This is a genomic window from Streptomyces diastaticus subsp. diastaticus, from assembly GCF_011170125.1.
In the GTDB taxonomy this organism is placed as follows: domain Bacteria; phylum Actinomycetota; class Actinomycetes; order Streptomycetales; family Streptomycetaceae; genus Streptomyces; species Streptomyces diastaticus.
Genome location: NZ_BLLN01000005.1, coordinates 615,341 through 636,486, shown reverse-complemented (window position 1 = coordinate 636,486; position 21,146 = coordinate 615,341). Strand labels below are relative to the sequence as shown.

At 74.3% G+C, this 21,146-nt stretch carries 8 protein-coding genes; 4 read left to right on the top strand and 4 right to left on the bottom strand.

Going from position 1 to position 21,146, the window contains the following annotated elements:
- Nucleotides 1-42 precede the first annotated feature (42 nt).
- Nucleotides 43-1,461: an APC family permease gene (locus tag Sdia_RS20350; protein WP_124287855.1), complete on the bottom strand. Its 1,419-nt coding sequence runs from the start codon at nucleotides 1,459-1,461 to the stop codon at nucleotides 43-45.
- A 372-nt stretch (nucleotides 1,462-1,833) separates the two neighbouring features.
- On the opposite strand from Sdia_RS20350, the gene Sdia_RS20345 reads away from it, so the two are divergent.
- Entirely contained in the window at nucleotides 1,834-4,269 is a 2,436-nt protein-coding gene (locus Sdia_RS20345) for an SCO7613 C-terminal domain-containing membrane protein (protein WP_189499894.1), read from the top strand.
- A 57-nt stretch (nucleotides 4,270-4,326) separates the two neighbouring features.
- Here Sdia_RS20345 and Sdia_RS20340 read toward each other — a convergent pair whose 3' ends face one another.
- From Sdia_RS20340 to Sdia_RS20330, 3 genes are all read right to left on the bottom strand, one after another.
- On the bottom strand, nucleotides 4,327-5,211 hold the full coding sequence (locus Sdia_RS20340; RefSeq protein WP_100453750.1) for a lysozyme: 885 nt from the start codon (nucleotides 5,209-5,211) through the stop codon (nucleotides 4,327-4,329).
- A gap of 297 nt (nucleotides 5,212-5,508) precedes the next feature.
- Nucleotides 5,509-7,797 (bottom strand): FdhF/YdeP family oxidoreductase, encoded by a 2,289-nt coding sequence (locus Sdia_RS20335; RefSeq protein WP_189499895.1) that lies wholly within the window; start codon nucleotides 7,795-7,797, stop codon nucleotides 5,509-5,511.
- Nucleotides 7,798-7,833: 36 nt separating this feature from the next.
- Nucleotides 7,834-8,355, bottom strand: coding sequence for an SRPBCC family protein (locus Sdia_RS20330; protein ID WP_189499896.1), 522 nt, complete (start codon nucleotides 8,353-8,355; stop codon nucleotides 7,834-7,836).
- Nucleotides 8,356-8,958: 603 nt separating this feature from the next.
- Here Sdia_RS20330 and Sdia_RS20325 point away from each other — a divergent pair.
- From Sdia_RS20325 to Sdia_RS20315, 3 genes are all read left to right on the top strand, one after another.
- Nucleotides 8,959-9,906 (top strand): sterol desaturase family protein, encoded by a 948-nt coding sequence (locus Sdia_RS20325; protein WP_229830358.1) that lies wholly within the window; start codon nucleotides 8,959-8,961, stop codon nucleotides 9,904-9,906.
- A 70-nt stretch (nucleotides 9,907-9,976) separates the two neighbouring features.
- Entirely contained in the window at nucleotides 9,977-19,435 is a 9,459-nt protein-coding gene (locus Sdia_RS20320) for a non-ribosomal peptide synthetase/type I polyketide synthase (RefSeq protein WP_189499897.1), read from the top strand.
- Nucleotides 19,425-21,107, top strand: a complete 1,683-nt coding sequence (locus Sdia_RS20315; protein WP_189499898.1) for a phytoene desaturase family protein — start codon at nucleotides 19,425-19,427, stop codon at nucleotides 21,105-21,107. Before Sdia_RS20320 ends, Sdia_RS20315 begins: the two co-directional genes overlap by 11 nt.
- Nucleotides 21,108-21,146 lie beyond the last annotated feature (39 nt).

The following is a 21,146-nucleotide window of genomic DNA, read 5'->3' as shown; positions in this document are numbered from 1 at the left end:
CGGTGTCCGGTTCTGCCCGCCGCCTGCCCGGGGACCGCGCGGCTACGCGGGCGGCGGGCGACGCCACTCCCCGTCCCGCCCGGTTCCGGTCGCCCGCCCGGCGCGGCGCCGCCGCACGGCGGGTACCACGGCGAGCACCCCCGCCACCCCCAGCACCACGGCCGTGCGCAGCCACACCTCGGCCTCGACCTGCGTGGCCAGCAGGACGCAGGAGGCCGCGCCCAGGACGGGCAGCGCGGCCGGGACACGGAAGTGCCCGGGCGCCCCCTCCCGCCGGCGCAGCACGAGGACGGCGGTGTTGACGAGGAGGAAGACGACGAGGAGCAGCAGCACCAGGGTGGCGGCGAGGGCGGCGACGCTGCCGGTGAGGGCCAGCAGCAGCGCGGGCACGGTGGTGGCGGTGATCGCCGCCCACGGAGTGCGACGGCGGGGCAGGAGCCGGGTCAGCACGGACGGCAGCAGCCCGTCCCGGGCCATGCCGTAGGCCAGCCGGGAGGCCATGATGCCGGTGAGCAGGGCCCCGTTGGCCACCGCGACCAGCGCGACGGCGCTGAACAGGAGTGGCGGGACACCGCCGGCCGCGTGCACGACCTCCAGCAGCGGCCCGCTGGACCGGGCCAGTACCTCGGTCGGGACGGCGGCCGAGGCGGCGGCGCCGACCAGGACGTAGACGGCGCCCGCGGTGGCGAGGGCGCCGAAGAGGGCGCGTGGGTAGGAACGCCTGGGGTCGCGGGTCTCCTCGGCGACGTTGACCGAGGTCTCGAAGCCGACGAAGGAGTAGTAGGCGAGGACGGAGCCGCTGAGTACGGCCGCCGCGGTGCCCTTCTCGGCGGTGCCCAGCTCGGTGAGCCGCCCGGGGTCGCCGTCGCCGCGCAGCAGCAGCCACACCCCCAGTGCCACGATGACCGCGAGGCCGCCGACCTCGATCAGCGTCGCGACGACGTTGGCCCGGGTCGACTCCTTGACGCCGCGGGCGTTGACCAGCGCGAGCACCGCCAGGAAGACCACCGCGACCAGGGCGACCGGCAGCGTGACGAAGGCCGACAGGTAGTCCCCGGCGAAGCCCCGGGCCAGTGCGGCCACCGAGACGATCCCGGCGGCCAGCATGCAGAACCCGGCGACGAACCCGGCCGCCGGCCCGAACGCCAGCGTCGCGTAGTGGGAGGCGCCGCCCGCCCGTGGATACTTGGTCGCCAGTTCCGCGTAGGACGCCGCCGTCAGCAGGGCGAGCAGCAGCGCGGTGAGCAGCGGCACCCAGACGGCACCGCCGGACGCGGCCGCGACCTGCCCCACCAGGACGTACACGCCCGCCCCCAGGACATCCCCCAGGATGAAGAAGTAGAGCAGGCGGGTGGACAGGACGCGCCGGAGCTGCGGCCGCGAGGCGTCGTCGGAGGTGTTCCCATCGGCATGAGGCACGTCGCCACGGGTTCCCCCGCGGCCGGTGCCCACGCATGGCATCCGGGCGGTTCCCGGGGGGCCGGCCGGGAGCGGCCTCGCGGCCCGCGTCCGTGACCGGGCGGGGCCGGTGAGCGGAGTCCCGCCGCACCCGGCTCGGCGCCGGCGCGTGCGGCGGGCGCCCAGGACCTCCCCGGGGGTGCTCCGCGTGCCGCACGCGGAGCACCCCCGGCCGCGCGCACGGGCTCGGCCCGTCCATGACTGGCGCCGGCGGGCCCCACCCCCGGCGAGCCGGCGCCGAGGGCACGGGGTCCAGGGCCCTGACGGCGGAAGCCTCCGGGGCGGAGGCCGTTCTCCTCGGCACCGGCCCTGAGTACCCGAAGTGAGTACCTGAGCCCATGTCCGCGCTCGTGGGGCGGCGGCACACTCCGGGGCATGACATACAAGCCGTCGTCACCCGCCGAGGAGCTGGTGCTCCTCGACCGCGAGCTGGTCCGGCTGGACGCCCGGCGGGCGCAGTTGCTGCGTCGCCGTGCCTGGCTGACGGCGGCGCTGCACGCGCAGCGTGCGCGGTACGCGCGGCCGTCGCGGGACGCTCGGCCCGCCCCGGGGTGGGCCCCGCCGGCCGGACCGGGCACGGCATCCGGTTCGCCCGGTGCGCAGCACGTACTGCTGGTCCTCGGCGGGCTGCTGCTGGCCGTCGCGGCGATCGCGTTCACCTTGTTCAGCTGGGGTGAGATGGGGATCGCGGGGCGCGCCACCGTGCTGGCGGCGGTGACGGCGGCGGCGCTGGCGGCGCCCGTGCCGCTGCTGCGGCGCGGGCTCGTCGCGACGGCCGAGTCGGTGGCCGCGGTGGCGCTGCTGCTGACGGTGCTCGACGCGTACGCGCTGCGCGCGGCGGTGGTGCCGGAGACGGACGGCGCGGGCTACGCGGCGCTCGCCGCGGGGGTGCTCGCCGCCGGGTGGACGGTGTACGGCCTGGGGCTGGGGCGGCTGCGGCTGCCGCTGCCGGCCGCGGTGGTGGCGGGACAGTTCCCGCTGGTGCTCGGTGTCTGGGCGGCCGACGGGTCCGCGCTGCTCATCGGCTGGGCGCTGCTGGCGACGGCGGCCGGGGGCGTCCTGCCGGCGGTGCGCGCGCGAGGGCTCGCGGTGCGGATCACCGCCTGGACGGCGGCCGGGTCGAGCTGGGGGGCCGGGCTGCTGATCGGTGTCGGGCAGTCGCTGAGGGCGAACGGCGCGTCCGATGCCGCCGGGCCGGGGGCGCTGCTGCTGGCCGCCGCCGTGGTGGCGCTCGCCTTCGGGTGGCGGGCCACCCGGGAGGCGGCCGTGACCGGGGGAGCGGTGGCCGGGCTGGCGGCGGTGGCCGGCGTCGGCGGTGTGCTGCGTACCGAGGTGACGTGGAGCTGGGCGGTCCTGGCCTACCTGCTGTGCGCGGCGGCACTGGTGCCCGTGTCCCGGATCAAAGCGGTGCCGCGACCGGTGCGGACCGGGCTGCTGGGCACGTCGGCGGCGGTGACGGGTGTCTCGGTGCTGGCGGTCCTGCCCGCCGCCTCGGTCGCGGTGGTGGCGCCCTTCCCGGTGGTGACCGGGGTGTGGTCCGGAGCGCCGCGGGGCGTACGGGACGTGGCGGGCGGAGCCGGGGCGTGGCCGGACGCCGTCTCCGTGCCGGTGGTGCTGCTGGTGGTGGCGGTCCTGCTCGCGGCGGCGTACGCCTCCCTCGTCCAGGCGGGCCGCCCGCGCACCGGGTGGCCGGCGGTGGCCGGCGCCTGCGCGCTCGGCCTCGCCGCGACGGCGGTACCGGTGCTGCTGATGACGGCGGACGTGCCGTACGCCGTGGCCCTGGCGGTGGACGCGCTCCTGGTCGCGGCCCTGCTGGCGGTGGCCGTGGCGGTGCCGCGGGTGCCCCGGGGCGCCGCCGGGACGGCGCTGGGCTGCGCGGCGGCCGGGGCGGTGCACACGGGCCTGCTCGCGCTGGCCGCCGAGCCCGCCACGTACGCGGTCCTCGGTGTCCTGCTGGTGCTGTTCGCGGGGGCGGCGGCCCGGACGGAGGCGGTCGCGGACCGGGCGGTCGCCGTCGTGCTCGCGGTGCTGTGCGCCCTGGCGCTGGCGCTGGCGGCGGGGGCGTCACTGGGGCTCGGCGCGCCGCGTACCGCCGTGGTGGTCCTCGCGGTGCCGGCGGTCGCGGTGGGCCTCGGGCCGGCGCTGCGGGTGCCCACCGCGGTGGTGCCGCTGGAGGCGGCGGGGGCGTTCTGCGCGGTGGTGGCGTGCGGCCTGTCGGTGACCGACGGGCCGTACCTCGCGCTGGTGCTCGCGCTCTGCGGCGTGCTGGCGGCGGCGACCGCGGTGCGCCCCGAACGCAGGCCCGCCTCGGGCTGGGTGGCGGCGGTCCTCTTCACGCTGGCCGCCTGGGTCGGGCTCGGGGCCCTCGGCGTGACGCACCCGGAGGCGTACACTCTGCCGGTCTCGGCGCTCGCCTGCGCCGTCGGTCACCTGCGCCGGCGTACGGACCCGCAGGCGTCGTCCTGGGTGGCGTACGGCCCCGGGCTGGCCGTGACGCTGGTGCCGAGCCTGCTGGCGGCCTGGGTCGACCCGCACTGGCAGCGGCCGCTGCTGCTGGGCCTGGCGGCCCTGGCGGTGACGCTGACCGGGGCGGTGTACCGGCTCCAGGCCCCGCTGCTGCTGGGCGGCGGTGTGCTGGCGCTGGACGCCCTGCACGAACTGGCGCCGCACGTGGCCCAGGTGTTGGACGCCCTGCCGCGCTGGGCGGTCCCGGCGCTCGCCGGACTGCTGCTGCTCGCGGTCGGCGCCACCTACGAACAGCGGCTGCGCGACGCCCGCCGGGTGCGGGAGCGCATCGGCCGGATGCGGTAGGCCGCGGGAGGCCCGGGACGCGCGGTGCGACCGTCGCGCCCCGGGCCTCCGCCCGTCTCACGCCGTGTTGTTGGCCAGGGCCAGCAGGCGGGCGGCGGAGCCGTTGAACTTGTTGCGGTCGACGTCACCGCTCACGCCGCCGACCCGGCCCGTCGCCGAGTACTGCCAGAACGTCCAGGTCGGGAAGCCGCTGGGAACCGTCGGCTTGCTCACCCCCCAGTGGGCCACCCAGAACGGGGCCTTGGCGGCCATCCCGCTCCAGCTGCCGGTGCAGGTGTTCCACCAGCTCGCCGTCGTGTAGATGACGATGTCGCGGGAGGTGCGGGCCTTGTACCGGGCGTGGAAGTCGTTGATCCAGGTGCGCATCTGGGTCGTGGACAGGCCGTAGCACATGGCCCCCGCGGGGTTGTGCTCGATGTCCAGGACGCCGGGCAGCGTCTTGTTGTCACGGGACCAGCCGCCGCCGTTGCTGGCGAAGTAGTCGGCCTGCGCGGCGCCGGAGGAGGAGTTGGGCCGCGCGAAGTGGTACGCCCCGCGGATCAGGCCCGCGTTGTAGGCGTTGGTGTAGTTCGCGTTGAACCGGTCGTCCTTGAAGTTGGTGCCCTCGGTGGCCTTGATGTAGGCGAAGGACATCCCGGCCGCCTTCACCGAGCTCCAGTTGATGGAGCCCTGCCAGTGCGACACGTCGATGCCCTGGACACCGCTGGTGTCGGCCGGGCCGATGGTGCGCTCGTCGGGGCCGGCGCCGAGCCCCTGCTCGATGCGGGTGCCGATACCCATGTACGCGTCGCCGGGCCCGACGTCCTTGCCGGGCGGCGGCGCCATGGGCGCGGCGGCGGCGGTGGGGGCCAGGGTCAGGGCCAGGGACGCGCTGACGAGACCGCCGAGGAGGGCGACCGCGGGTCTGCGGACGCGGCGTGCGAGAGAGCTGTACGCGGGCATGACTGCCTCCAGGCACGAGTGGGGGGGTGTAGCCGTGGATCGCGCTGGTGAGCGGTGCCGGGGCGCAGGCACCCGGTCGACGCGCTCGCCATGAGCACGACACAAGTAATGCACGCGCGTAGACCGGCGTAAAGGCCCGTCCGTGGGCGTCGCTGGTCTACATCACTGGCGGCGGTCCTGACCTGCCGCTACGCGCCCGGCCGCCGCGAAAGTTTCCGTCGTGGCGGCCCGCGGGCCCACGGAGGAGGGCCCTGGTGACCTCTTGTCACCAGGGCCCTCAGACCGTACGCGGGCGGTTCAGCGGGCGGGGTCCAGCCGGACGAGGACGCCCTTCGAGGTGGGCTGGTTGCTGATGTCCGCCACGCTCTCCAGGGGCACCAGGACCTGCGTCTCCGGGTAGTAGGCGGCGGCGGACCCCCGCGACGCCGGGTAGGGCACCACCTGGAAGCCTTCGGCGCGCCGCTCGACGCCGCCCTCCCAGACACTCACCAGGTCCACGCGGTCGCCTTCGGCGAGACCGAGGGCGGTGAGGTCCTCCGGGTTGACCATGACCACCTGGCGGCTCCCGTGGATGCCCCGGTAGCGGTCGTCGAGGGTGTACGGGACGGTGTTCCACTGGTCGTGGGAGCGCAGGCTCTGGAGGAGCAGGTGGCCCTCGGGCACCTCGGGCATCTCCCAGGTGTTGCGGGTGAACAGCGCCCTGCCGGTCGCGGTCGGGTAGACGCCCTCGTTGACCGGGTTCGGCAGCCTGATCCCGCCCGGCCGGGTCACCCGCCGGTTGAAGTCGTGCAGTCCGGGCACGACGCGGGAGATCCGGTCGCGGATCGACCCGTAGTCGGCCTCGAACTCCTCCCACGGCAGCGGCGGCGCCCCGTCGAGTGTGCGGCGGGCCAGCCGGCAGAGGATGGCGACCTCGCTGAGCAGGAGCGGGGAGGCGGGCTTCAGCTTCCCGTGCGAGGTGTGCACCTCGCTCATCGAGTTCTCCACCGTGACGAACTGCTCGCCGCCGGCCTGGAAGTCCTTCTCGGTCCTGCCCAGGGTCGGCAGGATGAGCGCGGTCTCCCCGCAGACGGTGTGCGACCGGTTGAGCTTGGTCGAGATGTGGGCGGTCAGCCGGCAGCGCCGCATCGCCTCCTCGGTGACCTCGCTGTCGGGGGCGGCCCGTACGAAGTTCCCGGCGAGGGCCAGGAAGACCTTGACACGGTCCTCGCGCATCGCCTTGATGGTGTTCACCGAGTCGAGCCCGTGCGGGCGCGGCGGCTCGAAGCCGAACTCGTCCCGCAGCGCGTCGAGGAAGGCGTCGGGCATCTGCTCCCAGATGCCCATGGTGCGGTCGCCCTGCACGTTGCTGTGGCCGCGCACCGGGCAGGCGCCCGCCCCGGCGCGGCCCAGGTTGCCGCGCAGCAGCAGGAAGTTGACGATCTCCCGGATGGTGGGCACGCCGTGCTTGTGCTGGGTGACGCCCATCGCCCAGCAGACGATGACCCGTTCACTGCGCAGCACGTCGTCGCGGACCGCCTCGATCTCCCGCAGGGTCAGCCCGGTCGCCCTGAGCACCTCCTCGTACGAGATCTGCCGGGTGTGCTCGGCGAACTCCGCGAAGCCGCTGGTGTCGCTCTCGATGAACGCGTGGGCGAGGACCTCGCCGGGCCGGACGTCCTCGGCCTCCAGCAGCAGCCGGTTCAGCCCCTGGAAGAGGGCCAGGTCGCCGCCGGGGCGGATGTGCAGGAACCGGTCGGCGAGCTTGACGCCCCGGCCGATGACCCCGCGCGCCTTCTGCGGGTTCTTGAACCGCATGAGCCCCGCCTCGGGCAGCGTGTTCACCGCCACGACGCGGGCGCCGTTGCGCTTCGCCTCCTCCAGCGCGGAGAGCTGGCGCGGATGGTTGGTGCCCGGGTTCTGCCCCACCAGGAAGATCAGGTCGGCGTGGTGCAGGTCCTCGAGGCTGACCGTGCCCTTGCCGGTGCCCAGCGTCTCGTGGAGGGCGAAGCCGCTCGACTCGTGGCACATGTTGCTGCAGTCGGGCAGGTTGTTGGTGCCGAAGGCCCGGGCGAACAACTGGAACACGAAGGCGGCCTCGTTGCTGGCCCGGCCCGAGGTGTAGAAGGCCGCCTCGTCGGGGGAGGCGAGCGACTTCAGCTCGCCGGCCAGCAACTCGAAGGCGCCGCGCCAGCTGATCGGCTCGTAGTGGTCGGAGCCGGGCTTCTTCACCATCGGCTCGGTGAGCCGTCCTTGCTGGTTGAGCCAGAGGTCGGAGCGCTCGGCCAGTTCGGAGACCGGGTGCTCGCGGAAGAACTCCGCCGTGATCCGGCGCGTGGTCGCCTCGTCGTTGATGTGCTTGGCACCGTTCTCGCAGTACTCGTTGCGGTGCCGGTGGCCGGGGGCGGGGTCCGCCCACGCGCACCCGGGGCAGTCGATCCCGCCCACCTGGTTCATGGTCAGCAGGTCGACCGCGGTCTCCCGCGGCGAGGTCTGCGCCAGGGAGTACTCCAGCGCGTGCACGACCGCCGGGACGCCCGCGGCCCACGTCTTCGGCGGTGTGACGGTCAGGTCTTCCTGGGGTTCTTCGCTGGGCGGCTTCTTCACCGGTTCGCCTCTCGTCGCTGTAGTTCCGCGCGTGGGTCAGCCCACGGGCCAGGTGGGCACCCGGCTCCTGGAGATCTCCGGCATGCCGGGCCTCACGTGCCCGTTGCGGATGGTGCCGCGCCAGCCCTCGCCGGCCTCGCCCAGTCCCTCGATGAACCGCTGGAAGTTGCCGAGTTCCCGGCGCACGACGCGGCGGGCCGCTCCCGGCACACCGCAGAACAGCCCCAGCAGGGCGCGTCCGCCGACCTCCATCCGCAGGGTGACCTCGGTACGGTCAGCCCCCAGCGACCGGAACCGCACCTCGCCCCGGTGCCGCAGTCCGCGCCGGTCCAGCCCCTGCCAGACCAGGTGCGAGTCGGGCACCTGCTCCAGGATCTCGGCCCGCAACTCCCGGCGCAGGGGTCCCGTGCCGATCACCCAGACACTCACGCCGGGCGTCATCTGCTGGACCCGCTTCACCACGGACATGAACCGGGGGAACCCCTCGAACCGGGTCCACTGGTCGTACGCGGTGCGCAGGTCCACCGCCACCTCGACGGATTCCTCGACGGTCGTCATCGTCCACTCACCTCCAGAGCCGCACTCGCCAGTCTCACCGCGGCACCCGGGTCGCGCCACGCGGCGGGACGGGGGCGCGCGGGCACCCCGGGCCACCTGCCCGCGCCGCACGGTGCCGTACGGCGGGGCGGATGGCGCGGCTCCGTACGGGTGACGGGCGGTGTGCCGCCGGGGCGGGGCGAAGGGCCGCCGCCCGCACCGATAAACGTATTAAGTAACTCACATCGGCGACAGCCGCCGGTATTTCCGTTCCACCCCGCTCCGGGTCCTGTTCAATGTGCGCGCGGTGAATTCGTTCGGACCCGGCCTGCGATGAACCACCCTTTGGTGGAGGGTTGAAGAAGCCGGAAAAGGATAAGAATCACTCGGGCTCGCTCCGGGTGAAGCGCCGGCGCGTCCCGGGCGGGTCGGGTTTCTCGCCCGTTCTCCCGAAAGCACAGTTCCTGCTTGGGTTTTGTCGGTGTTCCCTCTCGTCCTTCCCCCGGTGTCCCGCGCGGTTCCCCGCGGCCTCCCCGACGTCTGCCAGCCATTTTTCGCTGCGCCGTGGAAAGAGTCCATGAAGCAGATCAATTCCGATGACGACCGCATTCCTGGGGGTCGCGCATGTCTCATGGTGGTGCCGAATCCGAGGGGCTCTTCCCCGAAGAAATCCCTGCTGGAGAAATATCCGTACCCGAACCCCTCGCCGGGCGGGGCAGGGCGCTGCTCCGCCGCGCCGCGTACCCGCTGCTCCTGGCGGCGACCGTCGCGGTGGCCGGTGCCGCGCTGAGCCTGGGGTGGGACCCGGAGCGGGTCAGCCCGCTCTTCCTGGTCGGCGTACTGCTCTACCTGACCGTGCTGGAGCGACTGATCCCGCACCAGCGCGACTGGCACCCGAGCGCCGCCGAATGGCGCTGGTACGGCGTGTACTTCCTGCTGACCATGGCGGGCAGCGCGGTGGCGCAACTGCTGGTGGCGAGAGCCGTCGGCGTGGTGGCACCGGCCGACCCGGCGCTCCCGCTGGGGGCCGAGGTCCCGGCCGCGCTGCTCAGCGGATCGCTCGCCGGCTACCTGGCGCACCGGCTGGGCCACACCAACCGGTGGCTGTGGCGGCTGCACGGCGTCCACCACGTTCCCCAGAAGGTCAACGTCGCCAACAACGGCGTCAACCACGTCCTCGACATCGTCGTCGCCCAGGGGGCCGTCCAGCTCACCCTCGCCCTGGTCGGCTTCTCCCGGGAGGCGGTCCTCGCGGCCGGTCTGTTCACCGCCGCCCAGGGCTACTTCGTGCACGCCAACATCGACGTCCGCATCGGGCGCCTCAACCACGTCCTGGCCAGCCCGGAACAGCACCGGCTGCACCACAGCACCGACCTTGCGGAGGCGGGCCACTACGGCTCCGACCTCTCCTGCTGGGACCACCTCTTCGGCAGCTTCACCTGGCACCCCGGCCGTGAGCCGGCCGCCGTCGGACTCAGCGACCCCACGTCGTTCCCCGGGACGGGCGACATCCTCGCCAGTCTGCTCCATCCCCTCCGCCGTGCGAAGCGGCGCCGGAGCGGCCCCGCCTGACCGGGCTCCGCCCCCGTACCGCCGACCGCGCCGTCCCACGGCGGCGCGACCAACTGAGGAGTGTGCGAACTTGGCTGACGCGATCAACGAGGCGACGACGGGCAAGGTGGCGATCATCGGCATCGGCTGCCGGCTGCCCGGCGGAGCCACCGACCACCGCGGCTTCTGGCGGAACCTGGTCACCGGCAAGGACTGCCTCACCGCCACCCCGCCCGACCGCTACGACGCGGCCACCCTGGCCAGCCGCCACCGGGACAAGCCCGGGAAGCTGGCAACGGGCCGGGGCGGGTACATCGACGGCTTCGACGAGTTCGAACCGGCCTTCTTCGGCATCAGCCCCCGCGAGGCCGACCACATGGACCCCCAGCAGCGCAAACTGCTGGAGGTGGCGTGGGAGGCGCTGGAGGACGCGGGGCAGCGCCCGGCCGGCCTGGCGGGCACCGACACCGGTGTCTACGTGGGCGCCTTCACCCTGGACTACAAGATCCTCCAGTTCGCCGACCTGAGCTTCGGGACGCTCGCGGCCCACACGGCGACCGGCACCATGATGACGATGGTCTCGAACCGGATCTCGCACTGCTTCGACTTCCGGGGGCCGAGCCTCACCGTCGACACGGCGTGCAGCTCCTCCCTGGTGACCGTCCACCTGGCCTGCCAGAGCCTCCTGCGGGGCGAGAGCGACCTGGCGCTCGCGGGGGGCGTCCTGCTGCACTCGGCACCGCAGTACACGATCGCCGAGACCAAGGGCGGTTTCCTCTCGCCGAACGGCCGCTCCCGGGCGTTCGACGCGTCCGCCGAGGGCTACGTACGCGCCGAGGGCGTCGGCCTGGTCGTCCTCAAGCGGCTGGACGAGGCGCTCGCCGACGGCGACCCGGTCCACGCGGTGGTCGTCGGCAGCGGCGTCAACCAGGACGGCCGCACCAACGGCATCACCGTGCCCAGCGCCGAGGCCCAGACCTCCCTGGTGCGGCGGGTCTGCGCCCAGGCCGGCATCACCCCCGGGGACCTCCAGTACGTGGAGGCGCACGGCACGTCCACCTCGGTCGGCGACCCCATCGAGGCCAATGCCCTGGCCCGGGTCCTCACCGAGGGCCGCGCCCCGGGCGCCGCCTGCTACGTCGGCTCGGTCAAGACCAACATCGGGCACACCGAGTCGGCGGCGGGCGTCGCGGGGCTCATCAAGACGGCGCTGGCGCTGAAACACCGGGTGATCCCGCCCCACATCAACCTCGACACCGTCAACCCGGCCATCGACTACGAGGGTTCGCCCTTCACCATCCCGACCCGGGCCACCGCCTGGCCCGCCCACGAAGGGCCGGCCCGGGCCGGGGTCAACTCTTTCGGCTTCGGCGGCACCAACGCCCACCTCGTCCTGGAGGAGCCCCCGGTCCGCACGGCCGCGCCCCGGAGGGCCTCCGAGCCGGGGCGGGCCGCCGCGCCCGTGCCCGAGGAGTCCGCACGCCCCGGCGGGCCCGGCTGGAGCATCCTCCCGCTGACCGCCCGCCACCCTGACGCCCTGCCCGAGCGGGCGGCCGGCATCCGGCGCGAACTCGACGGCGGCAACGGCGCCCGGCCCGCCCTCGCCGACCTCGGCCACACCCTCGCCCACCGGCGCCAGCACCTCGAGTCCCGGCTCTCCGTCGTGTACTCCACGCGCGCCTCCCTCGCCGAGGCCCTCGACGCCCACCTGCGCGGCGAGCCCCACCCCCGGGTGGTCCAGGGGCGGCGGCTGGAGCCCGAGGACCGGCGACTGGTCTGGGTCTTCACCGGCATGGGGCCGCAGTGGTGGGGGATGGGGCGGGGACTGCTGGAGAGCGAGCCCGTCTTCCGGAAGGTCGTCACCGCCTGCGACCGGGAGATCCGCCGGCTCGCGGGCTGGTCGCTGCTCGACGAGTTGGCGGCCGGCGCCGAGACCTCACGGATGGCGGAGACCTGGCTGGCGCAGCCCGCCAACTTCGCCGTCCAGGCCGGTCTGGCCGCCCTCTGGCGCTCCTACGGGGTGCGGCCCGACGCTGTGGTCGGCCACAGCACCGGCGAGATCGCCGCCTTCCACGAGGCGGGCGTCTACTCCCTGGAGGAGGCGGTCGGGATCGCCGTCCACCGCAGCCGCCTCCAGCACACCCTCGCCGGCAGCGGGGGCATGCTCGCGGTGAGCCTCGGCGAGGAGGAGGCCGAGCGCCGGGTGCGGCCCTACGCCGGCCGGGTCTGCGTGGCCGCCGTCAACAGCCCCACCTCGGTCACCCTGGCCGGGGACCGCGACACGCTCGTCAGGCTGGCCGAGGAACTGGGCGCCGAGCAGGTCTTCGCCAGACTCCTGACCGTCCAAGTGCCCTACCACAGCCCGCAGATGGACCGGATCAAGGACGAGTTGCTCGCCTCCCTGGCGGGGCTCGCACCACGTCCCGCCCAGGTACCCGTCCACCTCACCGGCATCGAGGGGCCCGCCGACGGGGTGGCGCTGGACGCGGCGTACTGGTGGCGGAACGTCCGCGACCGGGTCGCCTTCCGGGCCGCCGTGGACCGGCTCGCCGACGAGGGGCACCGCCTCTTCCTGGAGATCGGACCGCACCCGGCCCTCGCCCACTCCATCCGTGAATGCCTGGAGGCCACCGGGCGGAGCGCCGTCACGGTGCCCTCGGTCCGCCGGGAGGAGGACGAGCCCGAGCGGTTCGCCGCCTCCCTCGCGACCCTCCACAACCTCGGCGTCGACATCGACTGGGACGTGCTCCAGCCGGCCGGGCGGACCGTGCCGCTGCCGCGTTACCCGTGGCGGCGCGACCGCCACTGGACCGAGCCGGAGAACGTCGCCCGGGTCCGCCTCGGCCGCCTCGACCACCCCCTGCTGGGGCGCCGCACCGACCACCCGGCCCCCGCCTGGCAGGCGGAGCTCGACACCGAGCGGCTGCCCTATCTCGCCGGTCACCGCATCCAGGACTCCGTGGTGTTCCCCGCCGCCGGCTACCTGGAGATGGCCACCCAGGCCGTGCTGGCGCTGACCGGCGGCTCCTCGGCGGTCCTCGCCGGCATCGAGCTGCGCAAGGCGCTCTTCCTCTCGGAGGAGGAGACCCGGACCGTGCACCTGACCCTCGACCTGGAGAGCGCCGGCTTCACCATCGCCTCCGCACCCGCCGGTCCCGGCGCCGAACGCGCCGTCCACGCCACCGGCGTCGTCCGCACCGCCCAGCCCCTCGCCGCCGGACCGCCGCTGGACCCGGCCGCCGTGCAGGCCCGCAGCCGCCAGTGGCTCACCGGCTCGCAGTGCTACGCCGGACTCGCCGCCCTCGGCTACCACTACGGGCCGGCGTTCCAGGCGCTCGACGAGGTCTGGATCGGCGACGGCGAAGTGCTGGCCCGCGTCAGCCCGCCCGCAGGAATCGGTGACGACGCGGCGCGCCACCACCTCCACCCCGTCCTGCTCGACGCCTGCTTCCAGTCGCTGCTGACCCGACAGATCCCGCCCGACGGCGTCCCGCCGGCCGCCACCGGGATCCGCCTGCCCCTCTCCCTCGCCGAGCTGAGCCTCGCCCCGGTCGGTGACCGCCGCCTGTGGGCCCACGGCGTGATCACCCGCGACGACGGTGACGAACTCGTCGCCGACCTCGCCCTGTACGCCGAGGACGGCACCCCTCTCGGCCATCTGCGCGGATTCCGCGCCGCGGACGTGGAGAAGGCGTCCACCTCCGTCTCCCGCGCCACCGTCGACTCCTGGCTCGCCGTCCCCACCTGGACCGACCTGCCGTGGCCCGGGCACCCCGAGAACGCCGGGAGCGCCGGGAGCCCCGGGGAGGCGGGCACCACCGCCGGGACCGCCGGTGACTGGCTGCTGTTCACCGACGGCCGCCCCGGCGGAGTCGGCGCCGCCTTCGCCGCGCTGGTGGCCGGTCTCGGCCACCGCTGCCGCACCGTCCGGCCAGGCGGCTCCTACACCCGGGACGCCGCGGGCACCGCCTTCACCCTCGCCCCGGACTCCGACGACCACCTGGCACGTCTCTTCGCCGACCTCGACGCGGACGGCGAGCCCTTCCGGGGCACCGTCGTCCACCTGGCCGGCCTCGGACTGCCGGCGTACGCGAGGTGCGGCCGCGAGGAGCTGCGGCGCGCCGCCGACGTGGGTGCCTACGGGCTGGTCGCCCTCGCCCGGGTCCTCCAGGCCCGGCAGCAGCCCTGCGCCCTGCACGTCGTCACCCGCGGGGCGCAGCCCGTCACCCCCGGCGAGACCGTCGAACCGCTCGGCGCACCCGTCTGGGGCGTCACCCGCGTCCTGCGCCACCAGGAACTCACCGGCCACCGGGGCAAGCTGATCGACCTCGACCCGGCGCACGACCCCGGGGGCGCCGGGGCCCGGGCCGAGGCGGAGGCGCTGCTGCGCGAGTTCCGCACCGACGACGAGGAGGAGATCGGGCTGCGCGGCGCCCGCCGCGCCACCAGCCGACTGCGCCCCGCCGACGGCCTGACCCACCCGCTGCCGCTGCGGCTGCGCGCCGACGGCAGCTACCTGGTCACCGGTGCCTTCGGCGCGCTGGGCCGCCTGCTCTGCCGCACCCTGGTGCGGCGCGGCGCCCGCCATCTCGTGCTGATGGGCCGTACCCCGCTGCCGCCCCGCCGGGAGTGGCGGCGCACCGACCCGGCCTGCGCACAGGGGCGCGCCGTCGCCCTTCTCAAGGAGCTGGAGGCGCTCGGCGCCCACGCGGTGGTCGCCCCGGTCGACGTCACCGACGAGCCCGCGCTGACCGCCTGGCTCGACGCCCACCGGCAGGGCGACCCGCCGCCCCTGCGCGGCGTCTTCCACCTGGCGGGGCAGGTCCGCGACACCCGGATCGCCGACCTGGACCGGGCCGCCTTCGACGCGGTCCACGACCCGAAGGCCGTCGGCGCGTACCTGCTCGACAAGCACCTGCGGGACGAGCCGCTCGACCACTTCGTGCTCTTCGCCTCCGTCGCCTCCCTGCTGACCACCGCCGGGCAGACCAACTACGCCGCGGGCAACGCCTTCCTCGACGCCCTCGCCCACCGCCGCCGCGCCGAGGGCCTGCCCGCCCTCAGCCTCGACTGGGGCCCCTGGGCCACCGGCATGATCGAGGAACTCGGCCTGGTGGAGCACTACCTGCACAGCCGGGGCATGAGCAGCCTCACCCCGGACGTCGGCATGAGCGTGGTGGAACGCGTCCTCGGTCAGGACCGCGCCCAGCTCGTCGTCGCCACCGTCGTGGACTGGCGGACCTTCCTCGCCTGGTACGACGCGCCGCCCGCGCTCGTCGCCGACCTCGCCGCGGCCGCCCAGGCCCCCGCCGACAGCGGCGGCGGCTTCCTCGACACCTTCCGCGCCGCCGACGGCGAACAGCGCCGCGCACTGGTCGCCGAGCGGTTCACCCGCCTGGTCGCCGCCGTGCTGCGCACGCCCGTCCAGGAGATCGACCCGGCGGGCGGCCTCGGCGCGCTCGGCCTCGACTCGCTGCTCGCCATGGAGGTGCGGGCCAAGGCCCAGGCCGAGTTCGGCGTCGCGCTGCCGGTCGTCGCGCTGCTCAGCGGCACCCCCGTCGGAGAACTCGCCGACCGGCTCCACGACGCGCTCGCCGAGCGGGTCGCCGACCAGGGCGGCGGCGCGGACACCGCCACCGTGGAACTCTTCACCGACGAGGGCGACCACCCGCTCACCCAGAACCAGAAGGCCCTCTGGTTCCTCAAGCAGCTCAACCCCGAGGGGTACGCGTACAACATCGGCGGCGCCGTCGAGGTCCGGGCCGCACTCGACGCGGAGCTGATGTTCAAGGCGGTCCGCAGGCTGATCGCCCGCCACCCCGCGCTCCGCACCACCTTCCACCTGAGCGACGGCCGGCCGGTGCAGCGCACCGCCGCCGAGGCGGAGCCGGACCTGGCCCTCTTCGACGTCGAGGGCCAGGAGTGGGAGGAGATCCGGCGGACCATCATCCGCGAGTACCGCGCCCGCTACGACCTGGAACGCGACGCGCTGGTGCGCTTCCGCCTCTTCCGGCGCGGCGACGACCGCTGGATCATCATGAAGGCCGTCCACCACATCGTCTCGGACGCCGTCTCCACCTTCACCTTCATCGAGGAACTGCTCAGCGTCTACGAGGCGTTGAAGCGGGGCGGTGAGCCGTCCCTGCCGCCGGTACCCGCCCGCTACGTCGACTTCCTCAACCAGCAGAACCGCTTCCTGGCGAGCCCCGAGGCCGGCGCCATGCTCGACCACTGGCGCTCCCACCTCCCCGCCGAGGTCCCGCTGCTGGACCTGCCCACCGACCGGCCCCGCCCGGCCGTGCAGACCCACAACGGTGCCTCGGAGTTCTTCGTCCTCGACGAGGAGCTGAGCGCCCGCGTCCACGCCCTCGCGCAGCGCCACGGCGTCACCCCGTTCATGGTGCTGCTCTCCGCCTACTACCTGTTCCTGCACCGCTACTCCGGCCAGGACCACGTCATCGTCGGCAGCCCGGTGACCGGCCGCACCCAGCAGGAGTTCGCCTCGGTCTACGGCTACTTCGTCAACCCGCTGCCGCTGCACGCCGACCTCTCCGGCGCGCCCTCCGTCGCCGAACTCCTGGACCAGGTCCGCGCCACCGTGCTGAACGGGCTGGACAACCAGGAGTACCCGTTCGTCCTGCTGGTGGAGGAACTGGGCCTGACGCACGACCCCAGCCGCTCGGCCGTCTTCCAGGCGATGTTCATCCTGCTCACCCACAAGGTCGCCACCGAGCAGTACGGCTACCGGCTGGAGTACATCGAACTCCCCGAGGAGGAGGGCCAGTTCGACCTCACCCTCTCGGTCTACGAGGACGAGGCGGAGGGGCGCTTCCACGCCGTCCTCAAGTACAACACCGACCTCTTCGACCCGGAGACGGTCCGCCGGATGGCCGGGCACTACGTCCATCTCCTCGACAGCATGACCCGTGCCCGGCCCGACACCGCCACCCCCGCGCTGGAGATGGTCGGCGCCGAGGAGCACGAGAAGCTCGTCGGCGAGTGGAGCGGCGCCAGGGAGGCCGCCGCCCAGCAGCGGGCACTCGGTGCCCACCGGCCCGTCCACCGCCTGATCGCCGAGGCCGCCGCCGCCCGCCCCGACGCCGTCGCCGTCACCGTGCCCGCCCCGCACGGCGCCTCGGCCCGGCTCACCTACGGCGCACTCGACCGGCGCGCGGACGCCCGGGCCCGGCGGCTGCGCCAACTCGGCGTCGGCCCCGGTTCGGTGGTCGGCCTGCGGCTCGACAAGTCCCCGGACCTGATCATCACCCTGCTGGCGGTCCTCAAGGCGGGCGGCGCCTACCTGCCGCTCGACCCCGCCCTGCCCGCCGACCGCACCGCCCAGGTCCTCGCGGGCGCCGGGGCCCACCTGCTCGTCACCGGGCCGCGGACGGACGGCACCCCGGCCATGGTGCCCTGCCCGGCCGTGACCCCCGGCCAGCTCCGCGCCGCCGAGAGCGACGGGCCGGCCCCGGACACCACCGACGACCCGGACGCCCCGGCGTACGTCATCCACACCTCCGGCACGACCGGCGTCCCCAAGGCCGTCCAGGCCAGCCACCGCAACCTCGCCGCCGCCTACGAGGCCTGGCGGACCGCCTACCACCTGGAGCGGGACGTCAGGGTCCACCTCCAGACCGCCCAGCCGTCCTTCGACGTCTTCACCGGCGACCTGGTGCGTGCCCTGTGCTCGGGCGGCACCCTGGTCCTCGCCGACCGCGACCTGGTCTTCGACACCGCCCGTCTGTACCGGACCCTGCGCGCCGAGCGGGTCGACTGCGCCGAACTGGTCCCCGCCCTCGTGCGCGGTCTGATGGACCACTGCGAACGCGAGGGCGACCGGCTCGACTTCCTGGGGCTCCTGGTCGTCGGCTCCGACACCTGGAAGGTCGCCGAGTACCGGCGGCTGCGCGCCCTCTGCGGCCCCGGCACCCGCGTCCTCAACTCCTACGGCGTCACCGAGGCCACCATCGACAGCGCCTTCTTCGCCGGTCCGGCCGACGGTCTGGAACCGGGCCTGACCGTGCCGGCCGGCCGGCCCCTGCCGCACGCGACCCTGTACATCCTCGACGCGTACGGCGCGCCCGTGCCGCCCGGCGTCACCGGCGAGCTGTGGATCGGCGGCGACGGCGTCTCCCTCGGCTACGCGGGCGACCCGGAGCTGACCGCGCGCCGCTTCACCACCCGCGTCCTCAGCCGCGAGCCCGGCGCCCGTCCCGAACGCCTCTACCGCACCGGCGACCTCGCACGCTGGGACGCCGAGGGCCGCGTCCACCTGCTCGGCCGCCAGGACGGGCAGGTCAAACTGCGGGGCCACCGCATCGAGACCGGTGAGATCGAGTCCCACCTGACCGGCTGGCCGGGCGTCGCCCGCGCCGTGGCCGCCGTCCGCGCCGACGCCACCGGCGAGGCCGTCCTGTGCGCCTACTGCGTACCCGAACCCGGCGCCGCGCTGGACCTCCGTTCCCTGCGCCGCGACCTCGCGGCCGCCCTGCCCGCGCACATGGTCCCCGCCCACCTCGCCGAGGTCGCGGAGCTGCCGCTGACCGCGCACGGCAAGGTCGACCTCCGCGCCCTGCCCGAGCCGCGCGGCGGCGAGCGGCACCACGCGTACGAGGCGCCGGTGACCCTCTACGAGATCAGCATGGCCCGCCACTGGGAGGCGCTGCTCGGCCTCGACCGGGCCGGCCTCGGCGACGACTTCTTCGCATGCGGGGGAAGCTCCATCAAACTCATCGAACTCCTCCACCACCTGCGGACCGAGTTCGGCGTCGCCGTCCCCGTCAGCCGCCTCTACCAGGTGACGACGCTGCACGGCATGGCCGCCGCCGTCGAGGAACGCGTCACCGGCACCACCGCCGCCGAACTGCCCCACCTCACCTTCAACGAAGGCGCCCCGGACCCCCTCTTCTGCTTCCCGCCCGCCGGCGGCCACGGCCTCGTCTACCGCGGCCTGGCCGCCCAGCTCCCCGAGTACCGGGTCGTCGCCTTCAACTACCTGCCGGGCGACGACAAGGTCGCCCGCTACGCCGACCTCGTGGAGGCGGCCCGGCCCGAGGGGGAATGCCGGCTGCTCGGCTACTCCCTCGGCGGCAACCTCGCCTTCGAGGTGGCCCGCGTACTGGAGGCGCGCGGCCGCAGCGTCGGCCACGTGCTGATCCTCGACTCCCGGCGCGTCACCGAGGTGTTCGAACCGGGCGCCGACGGGCTGAAGGCCTTCGAGGCGGAACTCGCCGGCCACCTTCACAAGCACACCGGCTCACAGATCGTCACCGCCGCCGTGCTGGAACACGCCGCCGAGTACCTGAGCTTCTGCGGCCGCAACCCCAACACGGGGACGGTGAGCGCCCCGGTGAGCGTCCTGTCCGACGAGGAGAAGACCGCGCTCTACGCGGCCGGCGTCCCCGGCGCCTGGCACGGCAGCTCCACCACCGGCACCCGCGTCCTGCGCGGCTCCGGCACCCACGCCGACATGCTCGACCCGGAGCACCTCCCGCGCAACGCCGACCTGGTCCGCGCCCTGCTGACGGGGGAGGCCGGCCGTGCGGCGTGAGGAGGACAGCGAGTGGACCCGGCGCGAGCCCGCTCCGGGCAGCCCGCCGCGCGTCCTCGTGGTCGGCGCCGGCATGGCCGGACTCGCCACCGGCTGCTACGCGCAGATGAGCGGCATGCGCACCCGGATCTTCGAGAAGCACGTGCTCCCCGGCGGCTGCTGCACCGCCTGGTCCCGGGACGGCTACCTCTTCGACTACTGCATCGAGTGGCTGATCGGCACCGCCGAGGGCAACGACGCCCACCAGGTCTGGCGGGAACTGGGCGCGCTCGACGGCAAGACCGTCACCAACTTCGAGCTGTTCAACAAGGTCACCGACGAGACCGGCCGGTCGGTGGTCTTCTACAACGACCCCGACCGGCTCCAGGCCCACCTGCTGGAGGTCTCCCCGGCCGACGCCCGGCAGATCCGGGCCTTCTGCCGCGACCTGCGGCGGTTCACCGAGATCGAGCTGTACCCCTTCCTCACCGCCCCCGCCCTGCGGACGGTACGCGAGAGAGCGGCCACCCTGCGCACCGTGCTGCCCGCCTTCCGCCTCTTCTGGCGCACCGCCGCCACCCCGATGCACCGCTTCGCCGACCGGTTCGAGGACCCGCTGCTGCGCAAGGCGTTCCGCAACATCTTCTTCCAGGACCCCGAGGGGTTCCCGCTGCTGCCCTACCTCTTCAACATGGCCGCCGCCCACCACGGCAACGCCGGTTTCCCGCAGGGCGGTTCGCTGGGCCTGGCCCGTTCGGTCGAGGAGCGGTACACCGGGCTCGGCGGAACCGTCAGCTACCGCGCCCGCGCCGAGAGGATCCTGGTCGAGAACGACCGGGCGATCGGCCTCGAACTGCGCGGCGGCCGCCGCTACTACGCCGAGCACGTCGTCTCCGCCTGCGACGGCCACACCACCGTCCACGGCCTGCTGGGCGGGAAGTACACCGGCCCGCGCGTCGACAAGCTCTACGACGAACTGCTGGAGGCCCCCGGCACCCTCTTCCCCGCCGTGGTCTCCGCGTTCGTCGGAATCGACGGCCCCCTTCCCGAGGAGGACGCGCACAGCACCACGTACCTGCTCGCCGCCGAGGAGGGAGCCCGGCTGCCCGGCGCCCTCCAGAACAGCCTCGTCGTGCAACTGCGCTCCCGCTACTGCGACGGCTTCGCCCCGCCCGGCCGGTCCGTGGTCCACTGCACCTACTTCAGCGACTACGCCCACTGGGCCGAACTGCGCCGCACCGACCGCCGGCGCTACCGCGAGGAGAAGCGCCGGGTGGCCGCCTTCGTCCGGGACTTCCTCACCCGGCGCTGGCGCGAGTGTGCCGGGCGGATCGAGCTGGTCGACGTCGCCACCCCCGCGACCACCCGCCGTTACACCGGCAACCACAACGGCTCCATCCTGGCCTGGAAGGCGTTCTCCGACGCCGACGACATCGCCGCCGACCTGGTCGGCAAGGACCGGATGCGGCTGCCCGGACTGGCCGGCTTCTCCATGGCCGGGCAGTGGGTGGGCATGGGCGGCCTGATCCGCGCCGCCTCCACCGGCCGCTTCGCCGTCCAGTACCTCTGCGCGGAACTGGGCCTGCCCTTCCGCGCCCAGGAGAGCACCGGCGGCGAGCTCTGGCACCCCGGCAGACTCGGCCGGCTCCCGCAGCTCGACCGCTGGCACCCCGAGGAAAGGCGCGACTCATGACGACAGCGGGGGAGCGGTCCACCGCACCGGCGGCGGGCC